General features: G+C 63.6%; 28 protein-coding genes and 3 pseudogenes. 14 read left to right on the forward strand and 17 right to left on the reverse strand.

Going from position 1 to position 26,565, the window contains the following annotated elements; genetic code table 11:
• The coding region (locus tag GSQ79_RS29990; protein ID WP_246725645.1) for a dTDP-4-dehydrorhamnose 3,5-epimerase family protein at positions 1–215 on the forward strand (215 nt) is incomplete at its 5' end.
• A complete protein-coding gene (locus GSQ79_RS28435) occupies positions 212–1,120 on the forward strand; it encodes an NAD(P)-dependent oxidoreductase (RefSeq protein ID WP_158812103.1) in 909 nt (302 codons plus the stop codon). The genes GSQ79_RS29990 and GSQ79_RS28435, both read left to right, overlap by 4 nt.
• A 115-nt stretch (positions 1,121–1,235) precedes the next feature.
• Here the strand turns inward: GSQ79_RS28435 and GSQ79_RS28440 are convergent, their stop codons facing one another.
• From GSQ79_RS28440 to GSQ79_RS28460, 5 genes are all read right to left on the reverse strand, one after another.
• Complete coding sequence (locus GSQ79_RS28440; RefSeq protein WP_158812104.1) at positions 1,236–2,081, reverse strand: ABC transporter ATP-binding protein; 846 nt, start codon at positions 2,079–2,081, stop codon at positions 1,236–1,238.
• A complete protein-coding gene (locus GSQ79_RS28445) occupies positions 2,078–3,097 on the reverse strand; it encodes an iron ABC transporter permease (RefSeq protein ID WP_210253247.1) in 1,020 nt (339 codons plus the stop codon). The genes GSQ79_RS28440 and GSQ79_RS28445 overlap by 4 nt, the downstream gene beginning before the upstream one ends.
• 49 nt (positions 3,098–3,146) lie before the next feature.
• The gene (locus tag GSQ79_RS28450) at positions 3,147–4,217 is read right to left on the reverse strand and encodes an ABC transporter substrate-binding protein (protein WP_210253248.1); all 1,071 of its coding nucleotides are present in this window, start codon (positions 4,215–4,217) and stop codon (positions 3,147–3,149) included.
• Positions 4,218–4,305: 88 nt separating this feature from the next.
• Positions 4,306–5,559: a gephyrin-like molybdotransferase Glp gene (glp, locus tag GSQ79_RS28455; RefSeq protein ID WP_158812105.1), complete on the reverse strand. Its 1,254-nt coding sequence runs from the start codon at positions 5,557–5,559 to the stop codon at positions 4,306–4,308.
• 58 nt (positions 5,560–5,617) lie between these two features.
• The gene (locus GSQ79_RS28460; protein WP_158812106.1) at positions 5,618–5,800 is read right to left on the reverse strand and encodes a hypothetical protein; all 183 of its coding nucleotides are present in this window, start codon (positions 5,798–5,800) and stop codon (positions 5,618–5,620) included.
• A 118-nt stretch (positions 5,801–5,918) separates the two neighbouring features.
• On the opposite strand from GSQ79_RS28460, the gene GSQ79_RS28465 reads away from it, so the two are divergent.
• Positions 5,919–6,194 (forward strand): hypothetical protein, encoded by a 276-nt coding sequence (locus tag GSQ79_RS28465; RefSeq protein ID WP_158812107.1) that lies wholly within the window; start codon positions 5,919–5,921, stop codon positions 6,192–6,194.
• Between the two features lie 6 nt (positions 6,195–6,200).
• Here GSQ79_RS28465 and GSQ79_RS28470 read toward each other — a convergent pair whose 3' ends face one another.
• The 9 genes from GSQ79_RS28470 to GSQ79_RS28510 form a co-directional block, all read right to left on the reverse strand.
• Positions 6,201–7,256: a formate dehydrogenase subunit gamma gene (locus GSQ79_RS28470; RefSeq protein WP_246725646.1), complete on the reverse strand. Its 1,056-nt coding sequence runs from the start codon at positions 7,254–7,256 to the stop codon at positions 6,201–6,203.
• Positions 7,257–7,264: 8 nt separating this feature from the next.
• Entirely contained in the window at positions 7,265–7,867 is a 603-nt protein-coding gene (fdh3B, locus tag GSQ79_RS28475; RefSeq protein WP_158812108.1) for a formate dehydrogenase FDH3 subunit beta, read from the reverse strand.
• Between the two features lie 13 nt (positions 7,868–7,880).
• Complete coding sequence (locus GSQ79_RS28480) at positions 7,881–10,823, reverse strand: formate dehydrogenase subunit alpha (RefSeq protein WP_158812109.1); 2,943 nt, start codon at positions 10,821–10,823, stop codon at positions 7,881–7,883.
• Positions 10,824–10,830: 7 nt separating this feature from the next.
• Positions 10,831–11,058, reverse strand: coding sequence for a formate dehydrogenase (locus tag GSQ79_RS28485; protein WP_158812110.1), 228 nt, complete (start codon positions 11,056–11,058; stop codon positions 10,831–10,833).
• A complete protein-coding gene (locus GSQ79_RS28490) occupies positions 11,051–11,767 on the reverse strand; it encodes a molecular chaperone (RefSeq protein ID WP_158812111.1) in 717 nt (238 codons plus the stop codon). The genes GSQ79_RS28485 and GSQ79_RS28490 overlap by 8 nt, the downstream gene beginning before the upstream one ends.
• Before the next feature lie 94 nt (positions 11,768–11,861).
• The gene (locus tag GSQ79_RS28495; RefSeq protein WP_158812112.1) at positions 11,862–12,536 is read right to left on the reverse strand and encodes a DUF3306 domain-containing protein; all 675 of its coding nucleotides are present in this window, start codon (positions 12,534–12,536) and stop codon (positions 11,862–11,864) included.
• The gene (locus tag GSQ79_RS28500; RefSeq protein WP_158812113.1) at positions 12,536–13,030 is read right to left on the reverse strand and encodes a DUF3305 domain-containing protein; all 495 of its coding nucleotides are present in this window, start codon (positions 13,028–13,030) and stop codon (positions 12,536–12,538) included. The genes GSQ79_RS28495 and GSQ79_RS28500 overlap by 1 nt, the downstream gene beginning before the upstream one ends.
• Positions 13,027–14,055, reverse strand: a complete 1,029-nt coding sequence (locus GSQ79_RS28505) for a DUF6352 family protein (RefSeq protein ID WP_158812114.1) — start codon at positions 14,053–14,055, stop codon at positions 13,027–13,029. The genes GSQ79_RS28500 and GSQ79_RS28505 overlap by 4 nt, the downstream gene beginning before the upstream one ends.
• A complete protein-coding gene (locus tag GSQ79_RS28510) occupies positions 14,052–14,792 on the reverse strand; it encodes a biotin/lipoate--protein ligase family protein (protein WP_246725647.1) in 741 nt (246 codons plus the stop codon). The genes GSQ79_RS28505 and GSQ79_RS28510 overlap by 4 nt, the downstream gene beginning before the upstream one ends.
• Positions 14,793–14,852: 60 nt before the next feature.
• On the opposite strand from GSQ79_RS28510, the gene GSQ79_RS28515 reads away from it, so the two are divergent.
• From GSQ79_RS28515 to GSQ79_RS28535, 5 genes and pseudogenes are all read left to right on the forward strand, one after another.
• Positions 14,853–16,904 (forward strand): 4Fe-4S binding protein, encoded by a 2,052-nt coding sequence (locus GSQ79_RS28515; RefSeq protein WP_246725648.1) that lies wholly within the window; start codon positions 14,853–14,855, stop codon positions 16,902–16,904.
• A gap of 327 nt (positions 16,905–17,231) precedes the next feature.
• Entirely contained in the window at positions 17,232–17,609 is a 378-nt protein-coding gene (locus GSQ79_RS28520) for a transposase (protein ID WP_158812115.1), read from the forward strand.
• Positions 17,610–18,040: 431 nt separating this feature from the next.
• Positions 18,041–20,287 (forward strand): glycosyltransferase family 2 protein, encoded by a 2,247-nt coding sequence (locus tag GSQ79_RS28525; RefSeq protein WP_158812116.1) that lies wholly within the window; start codon positions 18,041–18,043, stop codon positions 20,285–20,287.
• A 150-nt stretch (positions 20,288–20,437) separates the two neighbouring features.
• Positions 20,438–21,298 (forward strand): annotated as a pseudogene (locus GSQ79_RS28530) (site-specific integrase).
• A gap of 10 nt (positions 21,299–21,308) precedes the next feature.
• A pseudogene (locus GSQ79_RS28535) lies at positions 21,309–21,903 on the forward strand (transposase zinc-binding domain-containing protein); the annotation flags it as partial.
• Here GSQ79_RS28535 and GSQ79_RS29995 read toward each other — a convergent pair.
• Genes GSQ79_RS29995 through GSQ79_RS28545 form a run of 3 tightly spaced genes read right to left on the reverse strand, consistent with a single transcriptional unit; the run spans position 21,874 to position 22,773 of the window.
• Positions 21,874–22,158 carry a hypothetical protein gene (locus GSQ79_RS29995; protein WP_246725656.1) on the reverse strand — a complete coding sequence of 95 codons (285 nt, stop codon included), beginning with the start codon at positions 22,156–22,158 and terminating at the stop codon, positions 21,874–21,876. The pseudogene GSQ79_RS28535 and the gene GSQ79_RS29995 sit on opposite strands and share 30 nt — an antisense overlap.
• Positions 22,158–22,427, reverse strand: a complete 270-nt coding sequence (locus GSQ79_RS30000) for a hypothetical protein (RefSeq protein ID WP_246725650.1) — start codon at positions 22,425–22,427, stop codon at positions 22,158–22,160. Before GSQ79_RS30000 ends, GSQ79_RS29995 begins: the two co-directional genes overlap by 1 nt.
• A gap of 10 nt (positions 22,428–22,437) precedes the next feature.
• The gene (locus tag GSQ79_RS28545; RefSeq protein ID WP_158812117.1) at positions 22,438–22,773 is read right to left on the reverse strand and encodes a septal ring lytic transglycosylase RlpA family protein; all 336 of its coding nucleotides are present in this window, start codon (positions 22,771–22,773) and stop codon (positions 22,438–22,440) included.
• Positions 22,774–23,050: 277 nt separating this feature from the next.
• On the opposite strand from GSQ79_RS28545, the gene GSQ79_RS28550 reads away from it, so the two are divergent.
• The 6 genes and pseudogenes from GSQ79_RS28550 to tnpB all read left to right on the forward strand — a co-directional run bounded on the left by GSQ79_RS28550 (position 23,051) and on the right by tnpB (position 26,484).
• Positions 23,051–23,881, forward strand: coding sequence for an FkbM family methyltransferase (locus tag GSQ79_RS28550; protein ID WP_158812118.1), 831 nt, complete (start codon positions 23,051–23,053; stop codon positions 23,879–23,881).
• A 72-nt stretch (positions 23,882–23,953) separates the two neighbouring features.
• Positions 23,954–24,160, forward strand: coding sequence for a transposase (locus GSQ79_RS30005; RefSeq protein ID WP_246725651.1), 207 nt, complete (start codon positions 23,954–23,956; stop codon positions 24,158–24,160).
• Positions 24,127–24,768, forward strand: a complete 642-nt coding sequence (locus tag GSQ79_RS28555) for an IS5 family transposase (protein WP_246725652.1) — start codon at positions 24,127–24,129, stop codon at positions 24,766–24,768. The genes GSQ79_RS30005 and GSQ79_RS28555 overlap by 34 nt, the downstream gene beginning before the upstream one ends.
• Before the next feature lie 35 nt (positions 24,769–24,803).
• Positions 24,804–25,742 (forward strand): IS630 family transposase, encoded by a 939-nt coding sequence (locus GSQ79_RS28560; protein ID WP_158812119.1) that lies wholly within the window; start codon positions 24,804–24,806, stop codon positions 25,740–25,742.
• A 62-nt stretch (positions 25,743–25,804) separates the two neighbouring features.
• Positions 25,805–26,140, forward strand: a pseudogene (locus GSQ79_RS30155) (transposase); the annotation flags it as partial.
• Complete coding sequence (gene tnpB / locus GSQ79_RS28570) at positions 26,137–26,484, forward strand: IS66 family insertion sequence element accessory protein TnpB (RefSeq protein ID WP_158812121.1); 348 nt, start codon at positions 26,137–26,139, stop codon at positions 26,482–26,484. The pseudogene GSQ79_RS30155 and the gene tnpB, both read left to right, overlap by 4 nt.
• The last annotated feature ends 81 nt before the right edge of the window (positions 26,485–26,565 follow it).

The following is a 26,565-nucleotide window of genomic DNA, read 5'->3' on the forward strand; positions in this document are numbered from 1 at the left end:
ACATTCCGGCAGGGATAGCGCACGGGTTTCAGACCCTTCAGGACGACACGGAAATTCTTTACATGATCGACGTGCCCTACGTGGCGACAAGCGCAAGAGGCCTGCGATGGAATGACCCTGCAATTGATGTCCGCTGGCCGGAGCCCATCACCATCATTTCGGAGCGGGATCTGACATACGCCGACTGGACGATGCCGGCAGACGCGCCAAGATGAAACGGGTGCTCGTAACCGGATCGACCGGCTTTGTCGGCCGTGCCGTCCTGCCGCTGCTCCTAGAGCGTGGTTTTGACGTCCATGCGGTCGGACGGACGGCACCCGTCGGTCACAGGCTTACGTTCCATGTCGCCGACCTTCTATCACCGGCCCAAACGAGCGCAGTCCTTGCAACGATTCGGCCGAGCCATCTGCTCCACCTCGCTTGGTATGCTGAACCAGGGGTGTACTGGACATCAGCTAAGAATCTGGAGTGGGTATCGGCGAGCCTTAATCTTGTAAGAAGCTTTGCCGAGGCAGGCGGCCGACGTGCCGTCATCGCCGGCACATGTGCCGAGTATGCGTGGGGCAGTGCCCGCTTTCATGAAACGCAAAGCCCGTGCGTCCCAGCGACTCTCTACGGGGCGGCGAAAGACGGCCTGCGCCGCATCCTTGAAGCCTATGCCGCGACCTGCGGTCTTTCGCTCGCTTGGGGACGCATCTTTTATCTTTATGGGCCGGACGAGAGACCGGGTCGACTTGTCAGCGACGCCATCCGCAAGCTGCTCGCGGGAGAAAGGTTCCCGACGAGCGAAGGCCTGCAAAAGCGTGATTTCCTCCACATTGCCGATGCCGCTGCGGCCTTCGCGGCACTGCTGGACAGTCCAGCAGAAGGACCGGTCAATATTGGCTCCGGGCAGGCCCAATCGGTTCGCAGGCTGCTCGAACACATTGCATTTGAAACTGGTCGGCCGGATCTCATCGGTTTCGGCGAGCGCCCGCTGTCTGCAAGCGAACCCCACGCAATTGAAGCGGATGTGCAGCGGCTTGGAGACGAAGTTGGCTTTACCCCACGCTACGATCTCAACCACGGCTTGGCGGAGACCGTGAACTGGTGGCGCACCCAGCGAAGACCCGAGGAGTAAGGGATATGGGGCGCACAAGCGTTGCAACTGTATAGCGACGCCCCCAGCCGGACCGAACAATGCGGCCTCCAACACATTGGAAGGCGCGCTCGTAAGCCCTTCATTGCATGCGGGACTACTTTGCGCCGCGCCAGCCGCTATCCGGTCGTGAAAGACATGTCTTCATCACTCGCCCTGGATGATCAGGCAGGGACACCGACACGACATGGATCGTGGCGCCATAGAGTGCGGTGAGGCTTTCGCTGGTCAAAACCTCGTCCGGCGGCCCTTGCGCAAGGATGGCGCCGTCGCGCAGGAGCACCGCGCGATCGGCGTAGCCGAAGGCCTGTGCGGGCTGGTGTGTCGTCATGAGAACGGACCGGCCTTCGTCCGCGAGCGCACTGACGATCTGCAGCAGGCGAACCTCGTTGCCGTAGTCCAAAGCGGCCGTCGGCTCGTCGAGGACAAGGATACGGGCGTCCTGGACGAGGGCGCGTGCGAGCAAAACCATCTGCCGCTGACCGCCGGACAAGGTCGAAAAGATCCGGTCGGCGAGAGCCGCAATGCCGAGACGATCGAGGCGTCCAAGCGCGATGCGCCGATCCGCGGCCGACGGCACGGCGCCGCTACGAAGGTGGGGCGTTCGCCCCATCACCGCCATCTCCAGAGCCGTGAACGGAAACGGCGTCGTCGCGCTCTGCGGGACGTAGGCGACCAGACGGGCCAGGTCGCGGGCCGCCAGGCTTTTGATATCCTGTCCTTGGATGCGGATCGTGCCCCGCTCGGGCTTGAGCAGGCCGAGCAGACAGCGAAGCAGCGTCGTCTTGCCCGCGCCGTTCGGACCGAGCAGACAGCAGATTTCCGCTTCTCTCAAGGTGAGAGACACGTCTTGGAGACGGTGCCCCTTGGCGGGATAGCCGAACGTCAGATCGGCGATCGCGAGGCTGACCGGCTGGTCCGGACATGCCCTAGGGTCGCTCATGACCACCGTCGCCCCAGTTTCATCAGCAGCAGAATGAAGAAGGGTGCGCCCACCAGCGCGGTGAGAATACCCAAGGGCAGGTCGAGCGGGCTGGCGCTGCGCGCGACATCGTCGACGGCAAGAAGGTAGATGGCGCCGATCAGGATGGAGGCCGGCAGCAGGCGGGTGAAGGATGGCCCGACGATAAATCGGGCGAGATGCGGAACGACCAGCCCCACCCAACCGATGATGCCGGCGAGGCTGACGACGGTTGCGGTCATCAGCGTCGAGGCGGCGATAACCACGCTCCAGGTCAATCCAAGATTGATGCCCATCGTGCGCGCCTCGTCGTCGCCGGCGGCAAGCACCGTCAGCGGCCAGCGCACGGCATAGAGCGCGGCGAGGCAGAGCGCCACGATGAGCGCCGGCACTTGAAGGCTCGCGAACGTGGCGCGCCCCAGGCTGCCGAACAGCCAGAACGTGATTTCCGGCAAGGTCGTCTCGGGATTGGCAAAATATTGCGTCGCCGCGATCAACGCCCCAAACATCGCGCCGATGACGATCCCGCCGAGCACGAGGATGCTCAGCGAACCGTTGCCGACGAGGCGCCCGATGGCCAGCGCGAGAAGCGCCGCCAGCAGGCCGCAGCCAAACGACAGGATTTCGAGAAGACCGACGCCCACTCCGAGCAGAATGCCGATGGAGGCGCCGAACCCGGCTCCGGCGGCGACGCCGAGGATTTCCGGTGACACCAGCGGATTGCGGAACATCGTCTGGTAGGCAGCGCCCGACGCCGACAATGCTGCCCCGACGACGATGGCCGCAAAAATCCGTGGCGGCCGGATGTTCAGGACGATCGCCTGTTCCGTTGGGGATCCAACCGAGGGCAGATCCATCAGGTGCTGTATCAGCACGTGGAACACGGTTCGCGGATCGATCATGTAGCGACCGATCCCGAGGGACAGCAAACCAAGCAGCAGCAGAATGGCGGACAGGACGAGGACGGGCGCATGCTCGCCGAAGACACGCCGTGTCAACGGGTCGACCGCACGGGCTCGGCGAGCCTCATGCTCCGTCCGGAAACGCTCATTCCTGGAACATCTGACGCAGATCGGCATCGCTGAGCGCGTAGCCGAAGAAGGTTTGATAGAACCGTTTGGCTTCGGCTCGGATGTCGAGATCCGCGAATTTATCCGGATGCAGGGTCTTGGCGGCCCACTGGATCTGCAGCGCTTCCTCGGGCCCATAGCGGTCCCACGGATACAGGCCTTGCGGGTTCATGAAGACGCGCTTGGTGCGAACCGCCCGCAGCTGTTGCCAGCCGGCAGTCTCGGACAGCGCCTTGAGCACGGATTGACCGGAGCCAGCCGCGAGCCCCTGGTCGCCGCCCGGCGTTTCGACGATCAACACGTCGGGATCCCACGTGAGCAGTTGCTCCATCGTAATGCCGACGTGCACGCCAGAGACGTCGTGCGCGGCATCGCGACCACCGGCCTGTTTGATCCAGTTGTCGATCAGCGAGGTCCCGCCGTCGATCACCAGCGGCGGAAAGCTCGAGATGTGGACGACACTCGGACGTTGCGCGTCCGGCAGATCTGCCAGTCGCGCCTGGATCGCCGCGAGCTTGCCATTGAAATAGGCGACGAAGGCAGCGGCCTTCACCTTGGCGTCGCCGCCATAGACGTCACCGGCCAGGGTTATGGATTTGGGGAGCTGTTCCAGCGAGGCGAAGGTCATCACGACCGCCGGGATGCCCGCCGTCTTGAACGGCGTGTCGGACACCGTGCCGCCGAGCATCGACACCACATCGGGGCGGCGTGACAGCAGGTCCTCGATGTTTACCGTCCCACCATTGCGAAACGTCTCGGGAACGGCGGTGATGCCGGGATACACCTTTTGCAGCAGCGGAATGGTTTTGACGTTGCGCGGTATGGCGACGAGCTTGTCGCCCATCCCGAGCATGATGTCCGTAATCGTATGGGCAGGAAACTGTTCGGCAAGCCGCTCGATCGTCTCGGGAACGGTCACGGCGTTGCCGCGCATGTCGGTCACGACATGGGTTGCCGGTGCGGCTGATGCCGCCTGCGCCCAGAGGAGCAGCGCTGCCCCGCAAGCGCATCGGACCGTTTTGCCTGCGCCATGTTCCGGAAGGGTCAAACCAAGTGTCTCCAGCGCTCCGATGTCGGATCGGGCCGCTCCCAGTCCCATAGAACAAGACACCGGGCAAGCACACGGCGTGTGGCGATCAGCGCAGCGCCGCATAGCTGAGAAAGGCGACGACGTCGCCTGGTGCCACGGTGACGACATCCTCGCCGAGTTCGACCAAGCCGTCGCTTTCGGTGAGCGAGGTGAGAACGCCCGCGCCCTCGACGGGATAGTTTTGTGCGACCAGTCGTCCCGTGGCGTCGCGCGCAAGGGTCACGCGGACATACTCGCGGCGGCCTTTCTTCTTGCGGTAGGCGAAGCCGGATGCGACCGGCAGCGGGATGGGCGGCGTCCAGGTCTCGCCAGCCAAGGCGGCCAGAAGCGGCCGGACGATCGCGGCGAAGGTCACGAAGACTGCCACGGGATTGCCGGGGAGGCCCACGAACGGCGTACCCTGGATCACGCCGAGTGCGACCGGCCGGCCGGGCTTGATCGCGACGCGCCAGAACACCAGAGATCCCGCACCGGCGACCGCAGCCTTCACATGGTCCTCTTCGCCCGTCGAGACGCCGCCCGACGTCAGCAGCAGGTCGTGGGCGGGCGCCGCCGCGTCGAGCGCCCGCCGGATCGCGTCTTCCGTATCCGGTAGGATGCCGAGGTCGGTCACCGCCACGCCGAGGCGCTTCAGCAGGGCGAGCAGGAAGAACCGGTTGGCGTCGTAGATCGCGGCAGGGCGAAGGGTTTCGCCGGGGGACATGATCTCGTCCCCGGTCGAAAAGATCGCAACGCGAAGCGCACGTCGCACCGTGAGGGTCGCTGCACCGAGCGCCGCTGCGAGCGCAATGCTCTCCGGCGCCAGGCGGCGGCCGGCGCCGAGCACCGTGGCGCCACAGGCGACATCCTCGCCTTTCGATCGCGCGTTGGCGCCTTTCACAAGGCCCCGCGGCAGGACGACGGTACCCGCGTCGTCCTGACGGCAATCCTCCTGCATGAAAACCGTGTCGAAGCCCGGCGGCAAGGGCGCACCGGTAAAAATGCGGATCGCGACGCCGGGTCCGGGACTCTCGTGTGGCGCATGGCCGGCGGCGATGCGTCCGACGACCGGCAGCACCGTTTCGCCATCGGACAGATCGGCGAAGCGGACGGCGTAGCCGTCGACAGCGGAATTGTCGAAGCCGGGAAGATTCAGCGTGGCGACCAGCGGCGCGGCGAGAATGCGCCCGTCGGCGTCGGCGAGCGACACGACTTCGGTGTCGGCGAGGGCGGGGATCCGCTCGAAGAGCAACCGCACCGCCTCGTCGAGGGGCAGCAGCGCCTGTCCGCCCGCAAAGGTGTCACCGGTCAACTGGGCCAAGAAGGAGGACGCCTTTGTTCGGAGTAGCGGGACAGTCGATGCCCGCCCTGCCGAAGGACTACTCCTTGTCGTCCAGGCCCGTCCAGTTCGGCCCGACCATGTGCGTCGTCGTAGACAGGCCAACGCGCGTGCCGCTTGTCGCGAAGGCGACGTCGGCTGGCTTCTGAATCGTTCCGAGAACGAAGGCCGCTAGGCCGCCGATGGCGAAAGCCAGCACGATGGATGAGATGATGACCTTCATATGCTTACTCCGCTGCCATCTCCGCCAATGGCGCAGGATGGACGTTTTGTCGTGAACCTATTGGCCGGACCCAAGCTTGAGTCGAGAGAAGCCCGTTCCGTGAATAGGATAAACGCTCTTGAAAACCATCGCCGTCGTTGCCGCTCTCACCGCCATCATCACGATCTCCAGCGCCCAGGCCGAAACGTCAAGCCAGGGCACATCGGCGGAAAGCAATTCCCAGAACGATGTCACCAAGATCCCGTCGCGCGCCGTACTCCCCGCCGCCGGCGGCGGATCGGGCAACGGCGCGCCCGGCATGCAGGCCGATTGTCAGAAGAACCCGGCCTCCTGCTCCGATCCCGTCAAGAGCGGCGCGGCGTCGTCGCCGGGCCTTCCTGCACAATCGAAATAGGCCAATTTACTCGGCCGGTGCCGGCGCGGGCGAAACCCGGCCTTCCGCCACTTCGCGTTCGGCCCACAGGTCGTGGTGGCTCTTGGCCCAAGCCAGATCCACTTCGCCCGTGCCCATCGCCTCATAGGCGCCCTTCATCCCGATCGTGCCTATGTAGATGTGGGCGAGCAACGCCGCGATATAGACCACGCCGAACAGGCCATGGACGGTTTCCGCCAGTTGCTGACCGGTGACGTCGGTCACGTAGAACGGGAAGATGAGGAACAGGCCGGTCACCGACATGGTGAGACCGCCGAGCACCACCAGCCAAAACACGCCTTTTTGGCCCGCATTGAAGCGTTCGGCATGGGCGTGGCCGTCCTTGGACAAAATGCCGCCGCCGGCCTTGATCCAGGCGATGTCGATGCGATTCGGGATATTGTCCTTGACCCACAACAGGAACAGCGTGGTCACGCCGAGCATGAACGGCCACGACAGAAAGTTATGCGCGTACTTCAGGTACTGCGACATCGTGCCGAAGGCGTCGTTGCCGATCAGCGGCTGGATGATCCGCTTGCCGAAGACGTAGTTTACGCCGGACAGCGACAGGATGATGAAGCAACTCGCCGTCATCCAATGCGCGCCGCGCTCCAGCACGTTGAACCGAATGAGCTTCTGGCCGGAGAAATTCTCGTCGGCGCCGATGGTGCCCTTCCAGAGGTAGAACAGGGTCAGCCCGAGCGCCATGCCGAGGATGGCGATGCCGCCGATCCACGGCAGCCAGCTCTCGTGGTAGCGCCGCCAGGTCCGGCCCATCGGCTGCTCGAGGTTGGCCGACTTGACGTCGGGGATCGAAACGAAACCGTGGATCTTCGATTCCGTCTTGAACAGGTCTTCCTCGTGCACCGACTCTGCCGTCGGGTTGCGGCCGGTGTCATGCGCGCCGCCGTCGGGGGTCTGCATCGAGCCGGTCCCCTGGGCCATGGCCGTATGAGACGAAACGATCAGGGCGGGGCCGGCCGACATCATCGCGACGGCGACGACGAGGCGGAGCTTGGCGAACAGCGTGGTCATGGCGGTCATTCCGTTCTTCAGGTCGAAATCGCGATGGCTTCGCCGTAGGCCGTCTTCCAGCCCCAGGCGCCGGAGCCGTAGCCCCGTGTCATCACCCGTTCCTTGTAGATGCCTGCGATGACGTCGCCGTCCCCGGCAAGCAGCGACTTCGTCGAGCACATTTCCGCACAAAGCGGGAGCTTGCCCTCGGCGAGACGGTTGGCGCCGTACATCTCGTATTCCTTGACGGTGAGGTCCGCTTCCGGGCCGCCCGAGCAATAGGTGCACTTGTCCATCTTGCCGCGCGAGCCGAAGTTGCCGGTGCGCGGGTACTGCGGCGCGCCGAAGGGGCAGGCGTAGAAGCAGTAGCCGCAGCCGATGCACAGCTCCTTCGAGTGCAGCACCACGGCATCGGCCGTGGTGTAGAAGCAGTTCACCGGGCACACCGAAGCGCAGGGCGCGTCGGTGCAATGCATGCAGGCCATCGACACCGAGCGCTCGCCCGGCTTGCCGTCGTTGATCGTGACGACACGCCGGCGGTTGATGCCCCACGGCACTTCGTTCTCGTTCTTGCAGGCGGTGACGCAGGCGTTGCACTTGATGCAACGGTCGGCGTCACAGAGGAATTTCATTCGGGCCATAATACAATCCTCGTCAGGCTGCCTTGATCTGGCAGATCGTGACCTTGGTTTCCTGCATGTTCGTGACGGGGTCGAAGCCGTAGGTGGTCAGCGTGTTGACGCTTTCCCCGAGCACGATCGGATCCGATCCCTTGGGATAGTTGCCGCGCTGGTCGACGCCCTGGAAATAGCCGGCGAAGTGGAACGGCATGAAGGCGACGCCGCGGCCGACGCGATCGGTGACGAGCGCCTTGACCTTGGCCTTCGACGAGCTTTCCGCGCCATAGACCCAGACCCAGCTGCCGTGCTTGATGCCGCGATCCGAGGCGTCCAGCGTGTTGACCTCGACGAACATGTCCTGCTGCAGCTCGGCCAGCCAGATATTCGAGCGCGTCTCCTCGCCGCCGCCTTCGTATTCCACCAATCGGCCCGACGTGAGGGTGATCGGGAAATCCTTCGACATCGCCTTGTCGACAGCCGCCTTCTGCACGGAGAAACCGATGTTGGGCATGCGGAACTGCCGCTCGTCCGGCCGCGTCGGGTATTTGGCGACGAGGTCGGGGCGCACGGTATAGATCGGCTCGCGATGCACGGGAACCGGATCGGGGATGTTCCACGCCACGGCGCGCGCCTTGGCGTTGCCGTAGGGCGAGCAGCCATGGTCTAGGCAGACGCGCTGGATGCCGCCGGAGAGGTCGGTCGCCCAACTCACGGTGTCCGGCTTGTCGCCCCCGACCTTGTTGATGGACGCCATCTCGTCGGCGGTGAGTTCCTTGTCCCAGCCGAGTTTCTTGAACACGGCGAGGGTGAACTCGGGGTAGCCGTCGGTGAGGTCCGACCCCTTGGAATAGGAGCCTTCCGCCAGCAGGTTGACGCCGTCGCGCGCCACACCGAAGCGGGCGCGGAAGGTGCCGCCGCCGTCCTTCACGTGCAATGCCGTGTTGTAGAGGATCATGCTGCCGGGATGTTTCAGCTCCGGCTTGCCCCAGCACGGCCACGGCAGGCCGTAATAGTCGCCACCGACTTCCGGGTCATCCTTCGGCGCGCGCAGCGTCACCAGGTCGAACTTCGCCTGGTTGCGCATGTGCGCCTGCAGGCGCTCGGGGCTCTGGCCGCAGTAGCCGGTCGACCAGCCGCCGCGGTTGATCTCGCGCAGGATGTCTTCGGACGACGGCTTGTTGTTCTCGACCTTGATGTTCTTGAACATCTGGTCGGCGAAGCCGAGCTTCTTGGCGAGCAAATACATCGCCTCGTAGTCGTCCTTCGACTCGAAGATCGGCTCGACGACCTTTTCGCCCCACTGCAGCGAGCGGTTCGACGCGGTGCGCGACCCCGTCGTCTCGAACGAGGTGCAGATCGGCAGCAGGTAGGTATTGTTCTTGCGGTCGCTCAGCGAGGAGAAGGTCGTCGGATGCGGATCGGCGACGACAAGCAGGTCGAGCGCCTCCATGCCCTTCTTCGCGTCGGGCATGCGGGTCACGGTGTTGCCGCCGTGGCCCATGACGAACATCGCCTTGACCTTGGACTGCTGATCGACCTGATCCTCGGGAAGGAGGACCGCGTCGAACCAGCGCGTCGAGGTGAGACCGGGGGTCTCCATGTTCTGCTTCGGCGTGCGCGCCGGGCGGCCGCCCTTGGCCGGGACGGCGTCGAAGCGCGAGACGAAATAGTCGTACTCGACCTCCCAGACGCGCGCCCAATGCTTCCAGCCGCCTTCGACGAGGCCGTAGTACAGAGGCAGCGACGAAATATCGAGGCCGAGATCGGTCGCGCCCTGGACGTTGGTATGGCCGCGGAAGATGTTGGCGCCGGTACCGGGTGATCCGACGTTACCGGTGGCGAGCAGCGCGATGCAGGAGGCGCGGACGTTGGCGGTGCCTACGGTCTTCTGCGTCTGGCCCATGCACCAGATCAGCGTCGCCGGCTTCTGTTTGGCGAACATTTCGGCGACGCGACGCAGCTGCGCTGGCGGCACGCCGGTGACGTTCTCGCATTCCTTCGGGTTCCACTTCGCGACTTCCTTGCGGATGTCGTCCATGCCGTAGGCGCGCTGCTTGATGAATTCCTTGTCTTCCCAGCCGTTCTCGAAGATGTGCCAGAGCATGCCCCAGAGCAGCGGGATATCCGTGCCGGGCCGCAGGCGCACATATTCGGTGGCGTGCGCCGCGGTGCGGGTGAACCGCGGATCGATGACGATCATGTTGGCGCGGTTCAGCTCCTTGCCGGCCAGCAGATGCTGGACCGAGATCGGATGCGCTTCAGCCGGATTGCCGCCCATGATGATCATGGTCTTGGCGTTGCGGATGTCGTTGTAGGAGTTGGTCTGGGCGCCGTAGCCCCAGGTGTTGGCGACGCCGGCGACGGTCGTCGAATGGCAGATGCGGGCCTGGTGATCGACGTTGTTCGAGCCCCAGAAGGCCCCGAACTTGCGGTAGAGGTAGGCCGCCTCGTTGGTGAACTTCGCCGAGCCGATCCAGTACACGCTGTCGGCGCCGGTCTTCTTGCGCGTCTCGAGCAGCTTGTCGCCGATCTCGTCGATTGCCTGCGCCCAGGAGACGCGCTCCCAGTTGCCGTCGACCAGCTTCATCGGGAATTTGAGGCGGCGGTCGCCGTGGACGAGCTCGCGCACCGAGGCGCCCTTGGCGCAATGCGCGCCGCGGTTGATCGGGCTGTTCCAACTCGGCTCCTGGCCGACCCAGACGCCGTTCTGCACTTCCGCGGTGACCGTGCAGCCGACCGAACAATGGGTGCAGATATTGTGCTTGATGGTGGTGTTCTGGCTCGGATGCAGCGCCTCGGCGGCGGTCGCCTTGCGGACCGAGCCAAGCTGTATCGACCCGACCGCCGCGAGGCCGCCGGCAGCGAGGCCGGAGCGGGTCAGGAACGAGCGGCGATCGAGGACCGCTGGTCCGCGGCCGCCATCGCGCTGGGAGAGGGTATTGCGGCGGGCTTCGCCGGTTCGACGCTTGATCAGCATGTCGATCTCACTTCTTCTTCGTCTCGTAGCCGTTGGTGCGGTAGAATGCTTTGACGTCGTCCGTGACGCGGTAGCGCGCGCGGGCTTCTTCGGATCCAGGATCGTAAGCCTCGGCCTCGGTCGCCACGAAGGGCGACGCCACAGCCGCTGCGGCGATCACGGACACGCCGCCAACCGAGCGGAAAAAGCTTCGGCGATCAGCGTCGATCTGGCCCGGCTTGATGTCGTCAGACATGCTGTCCTCGTGCTGCTGGGATGAATTGAGCCTCGACGCGCGATAAAGGCTCGGCCTCCGCGCGATCGAATTTGAAAGCCTGGGTCTCGATCTCGATGAACACCCGGCCGAGCGCGCCGACGGCGCGATAGAACGTCGCGGACGGGCTGACCTCGAGATCGACGAAGAAGCGGTCGGCCCAGGGCGCGAGATGGCGGTCGAAAAAGCCGAGCCCCCGGTCGGGGGCCTCAAACAGGCCAGAGGCGATGCCGGACATGACTTCGCACAACGTCGCCAGATGATCTTCCGGCTCGATGTCGCCATCGTTGCGGTGGAGGCCGAGATCGGCAAGGTCGCCCCGCACCCGCGCCAGCGGCCGGCCATGGAGAAAACCCGTCATATAAAACGACGCGTAGGGCAAAAGCTCGCCACGGCCGAGACCGACGAAGATCTGGAAATGCTCGTCAGCCACCTGCGCCGCCGAGATCGAGCGCGCGGCCCGGGCGAGCGTGACGTGAGCCTGGCCTAGCAGCGTCTCGTCGCCCGTCAGGCTGCCGAGCCTGGCCAGCAGATCGGCGGAGGGCGCCGTGCGCAAAAGGTGCGAGAGCAAGGCGTATTCCTGCGCCCGCGCCGCTTCCAAACTGTCGATCGCGTCGACGGGCGCGGCGCGCGGAACTCCCGCGGCTAGGTCGCCGACGTCAGGGCTTACGATCGCAGGGCGCTCGCTCATTGGGTCCAAAGGGTACGCCACGCTGTTTGGAATGGTTCAATATCCGCTCGCCGTCAATGTCCGTCGAGGCCGCAGGGCAAGACGCCAGCACCGCTCAGACCGGCGTGGCCGACCCATGGCGGCGCGGCTTCGGTGCGTCGACGACCTCCGATTGCAGCTGCGGCTCGGGCTCGCCCGGCGCCGCGTCCGACAGCGGCAGCGCTGCAGAGGGCTCCGGTGCCGCGATTTCGGGCGGCGGTTCCGGAGCGGCATCGCGCGCGCGCCGCGCCGCGAGTTCGTCCGCCGCCGACGTCGGCACGGGTCTTTCCGCAGGGGAAACAAGCGCATCCGCGCTTTCGGCGTCCAGAACCGGATCGTTCATCAGCGAGACGTCGCTGAACATCGTGTCGAGGATCGACGTCGCATTGTCGCCGGCCAGGATCGGGCCGAAGCCCGGCACGCCCTCGCCGCTGTTCCAGTCGTAGCCATAATCGCGGGCCTCGCCGACGAAATCGCAGATCGCCGGATCCATGGCCCAGGCGCGACGCAGGGCTGCGTTTTTGGCCCAGCCGGCGACGCCTTTTTTTAAGAAGACGGTGATGTCCGATTCGCCGGTCAGGGCGGCGATGGCGGCTTCGCTGGTCTGTTCCATAAGTTCGGGGTCGACCGCCTCAACCGGCTCCTCTGCCAGTCCTTGGGCCGGCGCTTCGAGCGGCGCTAGGGGCTCTGGCGCCGCTCGGGCTTGCGCCTTGCGCCGCGACCAGCGGCCGAGAATGCCTTCGTCGCTCATCAGTGCGCCGGCCCGCGCTGGCGGCGCCCGAACACGTCGAGTTCCGGCTTGTCGCGCTCGCGCTTCACAAACACCGTCTCGACATGGAAGCGGTCATAAAAATCCTGGACCTGGGCCGCCACTTCGAGCGGCATCGGCACGGCTTCGACGATGGTGTCGAGCCCCTCCATGTAGCCCTCGCCTTCGTAAGGGTCGACGGTGACGTCGAGGATCGCGACGCGGTCGCCATCGGGCTGCAGCACCACCCACAGCGAGGGCACGGTGCCGACCAGATTGTCGCCGTAATGCGGGGTCGAACCGCGTTCGAGCGCGACGAAGGCCGGGCCGGCGTAGAAGGTGGTCTCGCCCTCGGATTCCGCGAGAACGGTCCACGGCGGCGTCGCCGGCGCCGCGGCGAGCACGGCGCGGGCGCGCCATTCCTCCGCGGGCCAGGCGCCCCCGATGCTGCGGCGGGCGACGATGACGCCGACGGTAAACCCTGCGGGATCGCTCATGATGGCATCTCCTGCACCCGCAACGGCAGGCCGCTGACGAGGTTCTGCGGTTTCAGCCGGATGATATTGTCCGTGTCTGCGGCCAGAATGAGATAGACCGGTGCGCCCGCCATGTCCGGCGCAAAAGCGTCGGCATCGAGCGCGTCGAGGCGGAACAGCGAGGCGATGCGGCCGAGCGCCTCAGGCGCCAGGATCGCGTCGCGCCACAGCGCATTGCCAATCGCCGTCGCCTCGGCGTCGAGGCCGACGAACCAGCGCCAGTCCTGATCCTCGATGCGCGCCACCGGCGTGACCTTGACCGCAATGCCGAGCAGATGCGCGATCCAGCGTTCGATGACCGTCGCCAGCCCTTGCCGCCCCGGCATCGCGCCGATGTCGAGCGCCATGGTAAAGGCGTCCGAGCGGCTCCAGTAGGTCCAGGCGGTGTCATCCGTCAGAACGTCGAGGTCGGCCTCCGGCGCGCGGCCGAAGATGGCTTCAAGCGGGCCCGAATTGATGGCGGCGCGGGCCTCGACGATCTCCAGATCAGCCAGCAGCATCGAGCCATCGTGGACGGCGGCCTTCTGCGGTCGGAAGAACAGCTCGCCGGCGCGCAGCACGTGCGGGTCGTCGCAGCCATCGAGCGCATTGCGCAGGATGAGATGGGCCAAGTGCTGCAGGAAGAGATGCGGAATGCCCTGCGAGTGCGACTGCACCAGCGAGAGATAGGCCGTCTCGACGCTGTCGCAGGCGAGCAGATGGCCGCGGAAATCGAGGATGACCTGCCAGTTTTCGCGGGCATCCGGGTCTTCGATCGCCGCGACCTCGGCGGGTTCGACGATGCGGCGTGGCGCCTTGAGCATGGCCGCATAGAGCGCGATCTCCGCCGCGCAGGCCTCGGGGGGCGGCGTCAGCTCCGGTCGGGCGATGTAGGCAAGCAGCAGCGCGTCGGTCACCGCGAGACGCCCGTCCGCCCGACGCTGCGTCAGGTGGTGCCCCGACGACACCCAGAATTCGCGCCCGTCCTGCGTTTCTGTCCTCGTCATAGTCGCGGCGCTCCCTTGGCCGCATCGAACCAGTCGGCTTTCGCCAGGCCGGCCAGCAGCGCGTAGCGCTCTTCGCCTTTGCGCACCGGATTGCCGATCAGTAGGTCGCCGTTATCGCCCAAGCGGAGCGTGTCGCCGGCGCGGTCGCGCTTGAGGCTGGCAAGATAGGATTCCGCAATGGGCGCAAAACCGCGTGCGGCCCAGAGATCCAGGCCGAACATCAGGTGGCGGGCGAAACTGGCGAGGAACGGCGCGCCGCCGTCGAGCTCTTCTTCATCGAGGGCGGTGGTATCGGGCGTATACCCGGCTTCGTCGCCCTGCATTTTTGACGCGATCAGCATCGGCGCGAAGACGAGCCACGCCGGAACGTCATCCTCGGCGCAATCGGCCGGCCAGCCGAGCCGTGCCCCGCCGAGGCGGGCTTCGTCGAACCGGATGACATCGGGCCACACGAAGCTCACCGGCTTCTGCGGCGGCGCATGGGCGCCGATCGCATCGGCCAGCGCATTCATGCCGACGAAGAAGGCGCGCCGCGCCGTATGCAACGGTTCGTTCGGCTCCAAAACCACCGCGAATTCAAGCAGATCGAAGCGTCCGACGGTGAACAGGCTGCCGGCGCCGCATTCGTCCGCCCGCCGGCAGGCGACGGCAAAGGCGTCCTCACGTTCGCGCAGCCGGAACACGTCGAACGGCGGCGGCAGGTCGAACTCTTCATCCATGCGCAAACCGACTGCCACCTATGTTCTCCTACCCGCGGGACCGTGCCTTCGCGGGAATACCACTGTATGAGCTATCCCATGAGCCAGGCAAAGACGATCCCCATCCTCCCCGAGCCAGCGACGCGCCCGTCCGATCAGGGCCAAACCATCCTGTGTTCGTGCGAGCGCACGTTCGAGATGAGCCTCGGCATCGACCCGGCGATGGCCCGGGGAGCCGTCCGCACGGCCGATCACCTCTGCCGCAGCCAGCTTCATATGGTCACACAGGCGCTGGCGACCGGTGCGCCGCTGACCATCGGCTGCACCCAGGAAGCGCCGCTGTTTCGCGAAACCGCCGATGATCTCGGCTCGCTGGCGCCGCTGCATTTCGTCGACATCCGTGGCCTGGCGGGCTGGTCCGACGAGGGCGCGCAGGCCGGGCCGAAGATCGCGGCGCTGGTCGCTGCCGCCACCGAGCCCGTTCCACCGGTGCAGATGGTGTCGATGACCAGCACCGGCGTCGCGCTGGTCTATGGCACCGACGAGGTGGCGATCGAGGTTGGTCGCCGGCTTGCCGAGACGCTCGACGTGACCGTGCTGCTCAGCCGTCCCACGGATGTCGCGCCGCCGCGCACCGCACTCTTTCCGGTGTTGAAGGGCACGGTGGTCGCCGCCACCGGGCATCTCGGCGCCTTCGATCTGGTGATCGACGACTTTGCCGCCCCCCTCCCCTCGTCGCGGGCGAAACTCGTGTTCGAGCTGGGGCGCAGCGGCGCCAAGTCGACCTGCGACCTCATCGTCGACGTCAGCGGCCGAAGGCCCCTGTTCACCGCCGACGACCTCCGCGACGGCTATCTCCGCGCTGATCCGCGCAATCCCACGGCGGTGGAACGCGTGATCGCCGAGGCCGGCCAGCTCATCGGCGAGTTCGACCGGCCGCGCTATGTGACGCTCGAAGAGAAGAAATGCGCGCACCAGCGCTCGGGCCTCATCGGCTGCAGCCGCTGTCTGGACCTCTGCCCGACCGGCGCCATCACGCCCGCCGGCGACCACGTCGCCATCGACCCCTATGTTTGTGCCGGGTGCGGCTCCTGCGCCGCGGCCTGCCCGACCGGCGCGATCACCTACGCGATGCCGACGGAAGACGGCTTCGACCGCATGCTGCGCACGTTGGTGAAAACCTACCGCGAGGCCGGCGGCGAGAACCCCGTGGTTCTGCTCTACGACGACGAGCACGGCGCGCCCCTGCTCGACGCGCTCGCCCGCTTCGGCCGCGGCCTGCCGGCCCGCGTGCTGCCGCTGCGCGTCAACGAGATCAGCCAGGTCGGTTTGGACGCCATCACCTGCGCCTTCGCCTACGGCAGCGTCGGTCTGCATCTGCTGACCCGCGCCCGTCCCAAGCACGATCTCGCGGGCCTGGAGCGGACCTTGGCGATGGCCAATCCGATCCTCGCCGGCATGGGGTTCGGCGACGGGATCGTCACGCTGATCCAGACCGACGATCCCGACGCGCTGCGCGAGCAGCTCGACGCCCTGCCGATCGGCACGCCGGCGCCTGTGCCGGCGAGCTTCCTCCCGTGGAGCCCGAAGCGCGATTTTCTCCGCTTCGCCTTGCGCGAGCTGCAGCATGTGGCGCCGGAGACGGCGCCGGCCATCGCGCTGCCGCCGCTCGCCCCGATCGGCGCCATCGAGGTCGCCGATGGCTGTACTTTGTGCCTGTCCTGCGTCGGCGCCTGCCCGACGGACGCGCTGTCCGATCAGGCCGACCGGCCCGTGCTGCGCTTCGACGAGCAGCGCTGCGTGCAATGCGGCCTCTGCGCCACCACGTGTCCGGAGAACGTCATCACGCTGCGGCCGCAGCTCGACCTCGCCGCCTGGGCCGCACCGGCGCGCGTCATGCGCGAAGAGGATCCGTTCCCCTGCGTCGCCTGCGGCAAGCATTTCGGCGTGCGCAGCACGATCGAACGCGTCATCGCCAAGCTCACCGACAACAACTGGATGTTCTCTGGCGAGACCGGACGGGCCCGCACCCGGGTGCTGATGATGTGCGACGACTGCCGCGTCAGCGCCATGCTCGGCGAAGGTTTTGACCCCCACGCGCCGGGCATGCGGCCGGCGACGCGGACAGCAGACGACTACCGCGACAGCTGAAGCCCTCCGCGGCCCTGCAGGTGAAGGACCGCTTCCAAGGCACATTGACGGCGTTGAGCGGAAGGCTGCCGCCTTGCCAAAAAGCTGGAAACCCTAAGGCGGCGCCGAGATCGAACGTCGCATCGACGCGTTCTATGTCGCTACTTTATCGACATGGCAAGCTTGAACCAGGAGATGGCTGAGCCTTTGAGTCGTCGAGATGCCAACCGTGATGGATTCTAGGCTCAGGACCTATTGATGAACTTGCGGATGTGATGATCGCTTGATTCACTGTCGGCGCCAGGATCTGCCGTCATGGAGTGATCTGATTCGGATTCACCAGCGCAATTGCGTCGCATCGCGCCATGCTTTCCGCTCTCGCACGGGATCCCGCGGGTTGACGAGTGGCGGATCGCCAGCGGCATCATCTTCGTCATCCGCAACGGGTTGCGCTGGGGCGATGCATCGAAAGAGTATGGTCCGCACAAGACGATCTACAAGCGCTTCATCCGATGGAGCCGTCTTGGCGTATTCAACGCGATCTTCGCCGGGCTTTCGGCCAAAGGCGGAAAGCCCGATCAGGCGATGATTGATGCAACTCATTTCAAGGCTCACCGCACCGGCCGCATCCTGCCTAAAAGGGGCTTTTCTCCGACGTATCGGACGCGCCAAAGGCGGCTTGAACTTCAAGCTCCACGCAGTGTGACGGTCACGGGCGCCCGCTGATCCTGCTGCTCAGCGAAGGCAGTTGAGCGACTACAAGGGCGCTGCGCTGATGCTCGACGCTCTCCCGCCCGCCCAGGCGCAGCTCGGGACAAAGCCTACGAGGCGGACTGGCTTCGGGCCGCGTTGGCGTTGGCCACCAAATTCCAAACTGACGGGTCGCCAAGCTTTTGAGCTGTCATCCACAGAATTTGCGCCGTATTGGCTCCGGCGATCGCATTCAAATAGGCTGAGTAGCACCATGGCCTATCCGACGCTGCTCGCCGACGGTGTCTAATAACGGTCTTTGGCCTGATGCTTTATCTCGCGCTCGAACTCGGGTAGCACCGACAGCCCAACCGATTAGGGCGCACTCTGCGCGTGGCGGTGCGCCAGATAGTCAGCCGTCGCTGCGCACTCAAAAACTGCCTGGCTACTACGGACACGATCTGATCATGCGTTACCTCGCCCCGACCGAGACGGAACGTCTCGAACAAGCGTCTCCGGTCGTCTGGACGAGCACCGGGGACGATCCCGGGTTCATCTTTCACATCAGCCCAGGCCAGACCCGGTTCATCGGGTTCTTTTTGTCGACGGCACGCGGCGAGATCGCGCCGAAGATTGCCTTCGATCAGGGGTCCGGCTTCAACGATATGACAGCCTTGTCGCTGAAGGCTTTCCCCTTCGCTTTCTACCACATCGCACTCGACAAAATGCGCGAGGTCGAGCGCCTCCGTTTCCGGCCGGCGACGGGCGAGGCCACGTTCCGCTTCCTGCCGTTCCAAACGGACAATGCGATCCTCGTCGCGATCCTTCATTACCTGTTCAACCTGCGCTACCAAAAGATCGGGCTCGTGAGCCCTGACGCAAAAGGCCACGTCGGCTTCATACCCTGGATCACGAGCAACGTGGCCCGCACCATCAAATTCTTTCGGGATGTCTCCTCGGGCGGCGGTCTGCGCGTGCAGGAGGGCAGCAAGGAGCTGCTGCCCAACCTCAAGTATTTCCTATCGCTCGAAGCCAATGCGGTTCAGAGCAAGATGGACACGGCCTTGGTCGGGCACGCCGGGAAACCGCTCATTTCATTCGTATCGCCCACCTACAACACCAACGCGCTCTACCTTGCCGATCTGCTGAAATCTTTCGCAGCGGAAAAAGCGGCCTACGCCGAACTGATCCTGAGCGACGACGGATCGACAGACCGCGCGGCTCTGGATCGGCTCAAGACTGCGCAAAAGGATGAAGGTGTGCGCGTGCTGTTCAGCACCAAAAATGCCGGCATTGCTGCGGCCACCAACGCCGGGATCCAGGCGGCCCAAGGCGAATGGATCGCTTTCATCGATCACGACGACCAGTTCGTTTCGGGCGCTATCGCCATCATTGCGAAGGCCATCCTCGATCATCCGGACGCTGATTTCTTCTACACAGACGAGATTATCACCGACGTCGCGCTCCGCCCCGTCGGATCGTTCTGCAAGCCTGCATTCGACTCCGTTCTGTTATCCGGAATGAACTACATTAATCATTTCTCGGTATTCCGGCGTGCGCGTCTTAAGGCGCTGGGCGGACTACGGACAGATCGTGAAGGGTCGCAGGACTACGATTTGCTGCTGCGCTACCTCATTGGTGCAAAACGGGGTTCAGTCATTCACATTCCCTTTCTCGCTTACATGTGGCGGCGAGAGGAAAAAAGCTATTCCTCGGTCCACATTGAGCGCTCGGTCACCAATGCGCGCTTGGCCCTAAAAGACGCCTATAAAGCAGCTGGCGTGCGTGTCGATGTCGTGCCGGCGCTCGATGCCAACCTGCATCGGATTAAGTTCTCTGAGCCCGCATCGCCCAAGGTGTCGGTAATCATCCCCAACAAGAACAGCTTCGACCTCATCTCAAGGGTCATCGACGATTTGCGGAGACGGACCGATTATTCAGATTTGGACATCGTCATTGTCGACAACGGGACGACCGACGCTGACGTTCTCGCCTTTTACGGCGCTTTAAAAGACCAAGAAGGCATAACCATCGATATTGTTTCCGAAAGTTTCAACTTCGCTGGCATGTGCAATCGCGGGGCGCGATTGGCGAAGGGCGATGCTCTGTTGTTCCTCAACAACGACGTCGAAGTGAAAGAGCCGTTCTGGCTTATTGAAATGGTGTCGTGCCTAGCTTTCGATTCCGTCGGTATTGTCGGCGCAAAACTACTTTATCCTAATGGTCTTAACCAGCATAACGGCGTCATTGTCGGCCTCGGCGAAGCCGCCGGGCATTGGTACATCGGCGAACCAGCCGACGAAGCCGGCCCTATGGGAAGGTTCAACGTGCGCCAAAGCCTCACGGCGGTGACCGGGGCCTGCATGCTTGTCACGCGGCGTTGCTTCGAGACACTGGGCGGCTTCGATCAGGATGCCTTCCCGATCGCCTATAACGATGTCGACTTCTGCCTTCGCGCCAAGGCAGCGGGATTTCGCACAATCTGGACGCCCTTTGCGCAACTGATTCACCACGAGTCCGTGTCGCGCGGGAGCGATGAGATCGGTGCCAACAACGAGCGCTTTAAGGTCGAAACGGCACGCCTTCGGGCGCGGCATGGAACGGCAACCTATATCGATGACGCCTATAGCCCGTATTACGACCGGCGCTATTCAAAGCCGCATTTAGCGCTGCCGACGACGTTGCCCAGTTTGCGTCCGAACAGGTTCTCTTAGAGACCGTTTGGAAAATCGGTTTTTAGGATTGAACGAAGCCGCTATCGCGGCAGGGCCGTCGTGATCGCGTTTTGTCCGTCTGTCTGAGGAGCCTTCTGTCTGGGAGGATCATGGGTGTTGCAGCCTAACTATCAGACAGGAGGTTTCCAGATGGCCGAGATCAGCCCTCTGCGTCGTCCATGATCAAGGACATGACCGTCCGCAATCTCTCACCGGCGACCCAACGATCGTATATTCATGCGGTGACGAAGATCAGCCGGCATTTTGACTGCTCGCCGGTGCACCTCGATGTCGAGGATGTCCGCACGTTCCAGGTTTATCTGATCGCGAACGGGATCTCTTGGCCGTCGCTGAACCAGATCGTCTGCGCCCTGCGTTTCTTTTACGGCGTGACGCTCGGGCGCGACGCAGTGCCGGAACGGATCGCTCGTGCGCGGGAGCCCCAGAAGCTGCCGATCGTCCTCAGCGCCGACGAAGTTGTGCGGTTCCTTGAGGCGGTTGCCAGCCTAAAGAGCCGAGCGGCTTTGACCTGCGCCTATGCCGCCGGCATGCGGGTTTCAGAGGTCGTGAGGCTCAAGGTGGCCGATATCGACAGTGCGCGGATGGTGATCCGGGTCGAATGCGGCAAAGGAGGCAAAGACCGTTATGTCATGCTGTCGCCGCAACTGTTGGCGGTCCTGCGCACCTACTGGCGCTTGGCGCGGCCGGCGCCCTGGATGTTTCCGGGCCGGAGCGCCGACAAGCCGATCGAGCAGAACGTCCTGCATGCCGCCTGCCGCTCGGCGGTGCTGGCTGCCGGGCTCGACAAACGGGTCATCGTTCATGTGTTGCGCCACAGTTTCGCGACGCATCTTCTCGAAAACGGCACCGATATCCGCATCATTCAGGTTCTGCTCGGGCATGGTCACTTATCGACGACCGCTCGCTACACGCGGGTGTCGACCCATCTGATCGCGACGACGCAAAGCCCCCTTTGATAAGCTTTCTATCCAGGTTGTCCCGCCGAGTTGATCCGGCCGACATGCCTGCCATCGAGCTGGCGGACGTCCTCCGTCTTCACGGCGCCGCCTATCGCCATGACCATGCCGGCCATCTCGGACGCGGCGAACGACGTGTCATGAGTGCGATCGAGCTTTGCCGGACCGCCGCGTTGGGCGGACATGTCGAAGCTTGTGGCGACTGCGGCACGGTCCGCATTGCCTACAACTCCTGCCGCAACCGGCATTGCCCGAAGTGCCAAGCCGCCGCGCGTGACGACTGGCTCGCCGCACGCCAGGCCGCTCTCTTGCCGGTGCCGTATTTCCACGTTGTCTTCACCCTGCCGCCGGCGGCGGCCGAGATCGCCGTCCAGAACAAGGCGACCGTCTACGCCCTGCTGATGCGATGCGCGGCGGACGCCAATCATGACCCTCGCCGCCGATCGCCGTCACTTGGTGCTGAGACCGGCCTCCTCGCTGTGCTGCACACCTGGGAGCAGACGCTTACCCATCATCCCCATGTCCATTGCGTCGTGCCCGGTGGTGGGCTTGGGCGTGATGGACAGTGGGTTGGTTGCCGCCCCAACCTTCTTTCTACCCGTCAAGCCGTTAGCGCGGCTGTTTCGGCGTCTCTTCCTCGATGGTCTCGTCGCGGCCCGCGATCGTCGAAGCCTTATCCGTCCCGTTGATGATGCGACGCGCGTTGATCCAATCCGCCTTGCCAACGTGGAAATAGTCGGCAAGCTTTTTGCCCGTGAACAGCCCGCGTTCCATGCCCTCAAACATGATGGTCACAGCCATCGGCAACTGAAGCGCCAGGTCCGGCTTGTTGACGAGATCGGAAAGGCAGATGGCGGCGAACTTCTCGTAATTCGCTTTCCATGTGAGCTGCACTAGCCCCCGGCCATAGTACGTTTGATGCGTGTGCGGGTCAGGTACGCCGTATTCCTTGCCCGGCCCTTCCCTACCTCGATGACTGGTTGCATGGCCTGCCCGGTCTCCCAAAAGGCCGTGGCGAGCATGTAAGCCAGTTGGCTCATGTCCGTCATCAAGCGGTGCTCGGCTTCGGCCAGGATTGCTTCGCAACCCGCCACCTGATTGGTTGTCATGTGGTGGAAGATCGCCGAGCGCACGGCGTCGAAAAAGGGCGCGCGGTTGATCATGCTCAGTCCCTCAGTTCAGGCGTTCGAAATGGATGGTGGCGACGCCGCGGCGCTCGAGGCCGATAAGTCGGGCCGCGCCACGCGACAGATCAAGCATGCGGCCCATGCGCTTTGCCGGCCCGCGATCGGTGATGACGATGTCCACGCATCCAACGAGGCAGACTCGGACGCGCGAGCCGAATTTCCAAGAGCGATGCGCCGCGGTCAGCCCCATTGGGCGGAAGACCGAGCCGTTGGCCGCGCGCCGGCCTGATTCCGCGCCATAGAAACTGGCCCGCCCCGTCTCCGCTTGCGCGGCCCCGGAAAGCAGCCACAGAGCAGCGCACGCGCCGATGATGAGACGCATGCGGGCTCCATAGAAAAAGGCCACTCGGGTGAGGATCAGCCTTGGAAAGATTATGGTCGTTCGCTAGAAGGCGGTCAGCCGAGCGGTCATTCGCGTGCCAAGCTCGGTCAGAGCCGCTGGTGAGGACTAATCCACCCTCGCTGGCGGTTCGCCGTCCAGTGATATGCTGGTCCATAGAAAAAGCCCGCACAAGGCGGGCTATGGTTGACTGCGATAGGTAGCTGAAAGAAACTCTTTTAAGCTGAAGCTAGTCTGTACTGAACAAACGGAAGTTCACATGCCCCGCATCTCGCCGAATGTCTTCAAGACGATTTCGCTGTTAAAGCCTTACGACATTGACCTAGCAAAGGTGTATATCGGCAAGCTTCGTGATGGCGGTTACGTCCTAGCTGATTCCCAGACCAGATCAGACGTCCTTAGCTTTGGCGTTGGGCCCGAGACTTCTTTCGAGAAAGCAATGGCAGAACAGGGACGGCAAGTCTTTCTTGCGGATCACACGGTCTGGGACACCCCCGAACACCATCCCTTATTCAGTTTCGAAAGAGTTGGAGTATCCGCTGAAGGCGTAAGATCCGCCGAACTAGCGCCCCTAACCTACCACCTTGAGAAAATAGCGGGCAAAACGTCGTGCGTTCTGAAAATGGATGTCGAAGGCGCGGAGTGGGATGTCTTCTCGAGCATAGACGCCAGCGTGCTGGATCGGTTTGAGCAAATTGTCTTCGAGGGTCATTGGCTGAGCAGGCTGTGCGAGCCCGCGTTTTGCGAGAAGGTTTTTTTATCGCTCAACAGACTGAACGATCGCTTCACGCTCTTTCACGTACACGCAAACAATTGCGCAGGACTGCATTTTGTTGAGGGCTTTCCCGTCGCCGACGTCCTAGAGCTTTCTTACGTCCGAACCGATCTCGTGAAACGTCAAAGCTCCCAGACGTATTATCCGTGCGTCAACCAGGCCAACCATCCTCATCACGCGGACCACCCGCTACTATTTTACCCGTTTTTGCCTGAATCGGACGTTCTGAGCGTTTCAAATGTGGTCAACCGTATCTGCGCAGAAGACGATAGCACACAGCGTAAGTTGCTTGCTGGAGAGGATGTTCCTTACTAGGCCCTGTTGACAAAGAGGATTCCCAGATCGCGTCGGGCGTGATTCAAGCGTGTTCCTTGAGGGGAGGCGCGATTGAGTCTGGGCGATTTGAGCAATGCGGAATGGGCGATCATCGGTCCTCTTCTGCCGCCTGAGCGGGGACGATCAGCGCGTCCAGCGAACGATAATCGGGTCGTTTTGAACGGCATGCTTTACGTGCTGCGGGTGGGATGTCCCTGGCGCGACATGCATGAACGCTACGGCAAGTGGAACTCAATCTATGTGCGGTTCCGGCGCTGAGCCGAACAAGGCGTCTGGGATGCGCTGCTGGAGACGCTGGTCGAGCTCGGACTGACCGATCACTGGCAATACATGATCGACTCGACGACGGTGCGAGGCCACTCGCAGGCAGCGGGCGCAAAAGGGGGACGCATAAGGAGGGCTTTGGTCGAAGCCGCGGCGGCTTTACGAGCAAAGTGCACGCCCGCGCTGACGGTCAAGGACGCCCTCTCGGCTTTGTCGTAACGGGCGGCGAAGCGTCGGATTACACAGCCGTCCCGCAGTTGTTGGCCCTACCGGTCGATCGTCCCAAGGCCATGCTCGCAGACAAAGGCTACGACGGAGATAACGTTCGCGCAGCACTTCTCATGAATAGCATTTTGCCGGTCATTCCGCTCAAAGCTAATCGGAAAGAACCGGCCGCTTGCGACTTCAGACGATACAAGGATCGCAATCATATCGAGCGGATGTTCAACAAGCTGAAGCAGTTCCGCCGCATCGCTACGCGTTACGACAAAACCCCGCTCATCGTTTTGCGCCTTCCTCTGTCTTGCAGCTGCTCGCATTTAAATGCCAACCTTTGTCAACAGGGCCTAGTGTCCTGTCCCGCATGTCTCTTTACTTATTAGTATGAGATTGCGATGATTCGCTTGGAGGGCGGATCATGGCGCGCATCGGTCGACCGCAAGAACAGGCTTTGACGCTCAGCAAGATCGAGCGCGATGAACTCGAGCGCCTTGGGCGGTCGCAGAGCGCCGCCCATAGTCTCGTACGTCGAGCGCACATTATCCTCGCGTCCGCGGCGGGCGAGGCCAACACGTCGATCGCAAGCCGTCTTGGCGTCTCAAACCCGACGATCTGTCACTGGCGCAAGGTATGGTTTGAGAAGGGACTGACTGGTCTCTACGGCGAAGCCAAGCCTGGGCGACCGAGGACGCATGATGAGGAGCGCATCGTAAGCCTTCTACGCATGGTGATCGGGAGCAAACCAGTCGGCGCGACCCACTGGACTGTGCGATCCGCCGCGACAACGACGGGGCTGTCCAAGAGCACGGTCGCGCGCATGCTCGCGCTCTTCAACGTGCAGCCCCACCGCTCGAAGACCTTTCGGCTTTTTAGCGATCCACTTTTCGTCGACAAGGTCCGCGATATCGTCGGGCTCTATCTGAATCCGCCCGACCATGCGCTTGTGCTTTGCGTCGACGAAAAGACACAGGTCCAGGCGCTGGAACGACGGCAGCCGATGCTGCCGCTCGGACTCGGTTACATCGAAGGCGTGACCCACGACTACGTCCGCCACGGAACGACGACGTTGTTTGCCACGCTCGAAATCGCCAACGGACAGGCCATGACGCAATGCCGAGCTCGCCATCGCCACCAGGAGTTCTTGGGCTTCCTGAAACACATCGAGGCCAACGTGCCGAGCGATCTCGATCTGCACCTCGTCGTCGACAACTACGCGGCCCACAAGCATCCGAAGGTTCGCGCGTGGCTGGCCGAGCGACCTCGCTTCACCCTTCATTTCACACCGACCTATGCATCCTGGATGGTATTCGTCCGGCGTGGGCCGTCTTGCGCGGGTGGCATTTACGGTAGCGCATAGTGAGTATGGCTAGTCATACTCACTATGCGCATGTTGGTAGGCTCGATGTCGTCGACACGGGCCGCCGCCGCCGATGGTCAACAGACGAGAAGCTTAGGATTGTCGCCGAGAGCTTTGCTGGGCCGAGGCTTGTCTCGACGATTGCTCGTCGGCACGGGATCTCGCCGTCATTGCTGATCATGTGGCGCCGGCTCTTTCATGGCGGCGAAGCCACCAAGTCCCAAGCAAAGTTCGTCCCAGCGCTGGTCGTGCCCGAGGCGGTGGAGCCGAGCGACCCAGCTCCGATGGTCGCCGGGCGCGTGGAGATCGTCGCGCGGAATGGACGTCGGCTCATCGTCGATGCGGGCCTCGATAACGCGACGATCGCACGTCTGCTCGATGTGGTGGAGCGGCGATGATTCCCGTCCCGTCGGGTGTCCGCGTCTGGCTAGCGGTGGGCGCTACCGACATGCGGCGCGGGATGAACGGCCTGGCGCTGCAGGTTCAGGAAGCGTTGCGGCGCGATCCCAATGGCGGCGACCTGTACGTCTTCCGAGGCCGTCGCGGCGATCTGATCAAGGTTCTCTGGACCGACGCACACGGTGTCTCGCTCTATGCGAAGCGATTGGAGCGCGGCCGGTTCATCTGGCCTTCGCCAGCCGACGGCGTCGTCGTGATCACGCCGGCGCAGCTTGCCTACCTGCTCGAGGGCATCGACTGGCGTCATCCGCGACACACGTGGCGGCCGACGACGGTCGGATGATGGTGACGGGGCGTGCCTTCGATCTCTCCTGTGGATGCGTGCTGCGCCAGGATTACGGATGATGCGATTCATGATTCAATG

Source organism: Beijerinckia sp. L45, from assembly GCF_009765775.1.
Taxonomy (GTDB): domain Bacteria; phylum Pseudomonadota; class Alphaproteobacteria; order Rhizobiales; family Beijerinckiaceae; genus RH-AL1.

What these genes read in the sequence shown, in the direction of transcription:
- GSQ79_RS28545 (WP_158812117.1), bottom strand. Translation starts at nt 22,773, where the DNA reads ATGCGTCTCATCATCGGCGCGTGCGCTGCTCTGTGGCTGCTTTCCGGG.
- GSQ79_RS28485 (WP_158812110.1), bottom strand. Translation starts at nt 11,058, where the DNA reads ATGTCTGACGACATCAAGCCGGGCCAGATCGACGCTGATCGCCGAAGC.
- GSQ79_RS28470 (WP_246725646.1), bottom strand. Translation starts at nt 7,256, where the DNA reads ATGACCGCCATGACCACGCTGTTCGCCAAGCTCCGCCTCGTCGTCGCC.
- GSQ79_RS30000 (WP_246725650.1), bottom strand. Translation starts at nt 22,427, where the DNA reads ATGATCAACCGCGCGCCCTTTTTCGACGCCGTGCGCTCGGCGATCTTC.
- GSQ79_RS28435 (WP_158812103.1), top strand. Translation starts at nt 212, where the DNA reads ATGAAACGGGTGCTCGTAACCGGATCGACCGGCTTTGTCGGCCGTGCC.
- GSQ79_RS28515 (WP_246725648.1), top strand. Translation starts at nt 14,853, where the DNA reads ATGAGCCAGGCAAAGACGATCCCCATCCTCCCCGAGCCAGCGACGCGC.
- GSQ79_RS28480 (WP_158812109.1), bottom strand. Translation starts at nt 10,823, where the DNA reads ATGCTGATCAAGCGTCGAACCGGCGAAGCCCGCCGCAATACCCTCTCC.
- GSQ79_RS28490 (WP_158812111.1), bottom strand. Translation starts at nt 11,767, where the DNA reads ATGAGCGAGCGCCCTGCGATCGTAAGCCCTGACGTCGGCGACCTAGCC.
- GSQ79_RS28525 (WP_158812116.1), top strand. Translation starts at nt 18,041, where the DNA reads ATGCGTTACCTCGCCCCGACCGAGACGGAACGTCTCGAACAAGCGTCT.
- GSQ79_RS28495 (WP_158812112.1), bottom strand. Translation starts at nt 12,536, where the DNA reads ATGAGCGACGAAGGCATTCTCGGCCGCTGGTCGCGGCGCAAGGCGCAA.
- GSQ79_RS28460 (WP_158812106.1), bottom strand. Translation starts at nt 5,800, where the DNA reads ATGAAGGTCATCATCTCATCCATCGTGCTGGCTTTCGCCATCGGCGGC.
- GSQ79_RS28440 (WP_158812104.1), bottom strand. Translation starts at nt 2,081, where the DNA reads ATGAGCGACCCTAGGGCATGTCCGGACCAGCCGGTCAGCCTCGCGATC.
- fdh3B (WP_158812108.1), bottom strand. Translation starts at nt 7,867, where the DNA reads ATGGCCCGAATGAAATTCCTCTGTGACGCCGACCGTTGCATCAAGTGC.
- GSQ79_RS28500 (WP_158812113.1), bottom strand. Translation starts at nt 13,030, where the DNA reads ATGAGCGATCCCGCAGGGTTTACCGTCGGCGTCATCGTCGCCCGCCGC.
- GSQ79_RS28550 (WP_158812118.1), top strand. Translation starts at nt 23,051, where the DNA reads ATGCCCCGCATCTCGCCGAATGTCTTCAAGACGATTTCGCTGTTAAAG.
- GSQ79_RS28505 (WP_158812114.1), bottom strand. Translation starts at nt 14,055, where the DNA reads ATGACGAGGACAGAAACGCAGGACGGGCGCGAATTCTGGGTGTCGTCG.
- GSQ79_RS28560 (WP_158812119.1), top strand. Translation starts at nt 24,804, where the DNA reads ATGGCGCGCATCGGTCGACCGCAAGAACAGGCTTTGACGCTCAGCAAG.
- tnpB (WP_158812121.1), top strand. Translation starts at nt 26,137, where the DNA reads ATGATTCCCGTCCCGTCGGGTGTCCGCGTCTGGCTAGCGGTGGGCGCT.